The sequence below is a fragment of the Parasynechococcus sp. genome, from assembly GCF_042954245.1.
Classification (GTDB): Bacteria; Cyanobacteriota; Cyanobacteriia; order PCC-6307; family Cyanobiaceae; genus Parasynechococcus.
Window position 1 is genome coordinate 1 of record NZ_JBGKDP010000250.1, and the last position, 1,766, is coordinate 1,766.

The window sequence follows — 1,766 nt, forward strand, 5'->3', positions numbered from 1 at the left end:
CCAGGCTTACAGCCGAGCTCCTTCCAGTTCTTGATCATGCCCATGGCAACTTTCACAGCCTGCTCTGGGTGAGCTTCAGGTTGCAAGCCGGGCTTGTTGTAGCCGAAGGCGATAGTGCCCCCACCATGGGGATCTGGACCACACCGCGGCCGACCTTGGCCATGTCCTTCTTCTTCATCGGATCATCCGATGCACCGAGGTTGACGGTCTAGTCGATGAAAGCTTTAGCTTTACGGCCAGAACCGGAACCCACGGCCTGATAGTTGACCTGAGGACCACCAGCCTTGGCCAAGTCAGCGAACCAACGCTGATAGATCTTGGCCGGGAACGAGGCGCCAGCGCCGTTCAGCTTGGGAGCTGCCGAAGCTGACATGCCTGCCCCAAGGACAAGCAGGGAGGAGGCGAGAAGGGCCTTTTGTGCAATGCGCATCACGACAACCGAAAGAGGAAAGAGGCTGTAGCAACCAAGACCTAATCGGGGCATGACGTTCACCAAATCAAGGGTTCGCGTTCAAGGCTGAATACCTGCCACGGCACTGCGGGATTTTTCAAGGATGTTGCCCCGGAGAGGCACAAAACCCAGGGCCGCAGCACCCTCCTGGGTGGAGTCCTCCAGCATGTAGTTGAAGACGTTCCGCACAGCTTCAGCTTTGGCGCCATTGCCCTCGGCGTAGGCCAAAACCCAGGTGAGTGTTGCGATGGGGTAAGCACCAGCAGCCGACGGGTTGGGATTGCTGCCCGCCAGATGCTGATCAAGCTCAATGCCGTTCAGGGCTTTGGCACCAGCCTCGACGGAGGACTTGAGGAATTCCCCGGATTTGTTCTGCACCGCAGCAGCCTTCACATTCCCCTTGATGTACGACTGATTTACGTAGCCGATCGCGCCAACCCGGTTGTCGATCACCCCGGCAACGCCCGAATTGCCCTTGGCACCCACGCCCACCGGCCACTTCACCGATTTGCCGGTGCCGAGGGTCCAATCCGGTGAAAAGGTCTGCATCGAGTTGGTGAAGGCCTTGGTGGTGCCGGATCCATCTGAGCGATGTACCCAGGTGATCGTGCCCGCTTCACAACCGAGCTCCTTCCAATCACTGATGCGACCGGTGGCCACCCCCACAGCCTGCTGCTGGGTGAGCTGAAGCTCGCAACCCGGCTTGTTGTATCCGAAGGCGATCGTTCCGCCCACCATGGGGATCTGAACCACCCCATGGCTCACCTGCTTGCGGTCAGCCTCCTTGATCGGGTCGTCCGAAGCGGCGAAATCCACGGTGCCATCGATGAAGGCTTTGCGGCCGGAACCGGAACCCACCGCCTGATAGTTCACCTTGAGTCCACCAGAGCCGGCGAGATCGGCGAACCAGCTCTGGTACACCTTTGCGGGGAAGGAAGCCCCCGCCGCATTGAGGCTAGACACGCTGGAGCTGCCGCCACAGGCGGCAAGGCCAACAGCGAGGAGGCTCAGGCTTGAAACAACCAGGGAACGATGTGCCAAAACCGTTTGTATGATTTGGCTCATCCTGCCGTGCCGTGGATCCAGCCTCAGGTGGTGGAGACAACGGTGAGCCGTGTTGCCACCGAGTAACAGCGCAGCCAGCGGTTCACCCGTTTGCGGTGGGGGGTGGGAACTTCCTGAATCAACTGGCTGAGTTCATCAGCCCCCATGCGTCGCAGGGCACGCACATCCACATGCCAAAGCGCTTCAGCTTCACGGATCAACCGCGCCCAGGTGCGCACCTGCTGCCACTGGCGCAGGCGGGAGCGAATCA

Annotated in this window: 2 protein-coding genes and 1 pseudogene; all 3 read right to left on the reverse strand. The window is 60.1% G+C overall.

Features of this window, described 5'->3' with window-relative positions:
• Positions 1-430, reverse strand: a pseudogene (locus ACGVJ8_RS11525) (substrate-binding domain-containing protein); the annotation flags it as partial.
• 81 nt (positions 431-511) lie between these two features.
• Positions 512-1,516: a phosphate ABC transporter substrate-binding protein PstS gene (pstS, locus tag ACGVJ8_RS11530; RefSeq protein ID WP_392348238.1), complete on the reverse strand. Its 1,005-nt coding sequence runs from the start codon at positions 1,514-1,516 to the stop codon at positions 512-514.
• Between the two features lie 23 nt (positions 1,517-1,539).
• On the reverse strand, positions 1,540-1,764 hold the full coding sequence (locus ACGVJ8_RS11535) for a hypothetical protein (protein WP_392348240.1): 225 nt from the start codon (positions 1,762-1,764) through the stop codon (positions 1,540-1,542).
• Between the last annotated feature and the right edge of the window lie 2 nt (positions 1,765-1,766).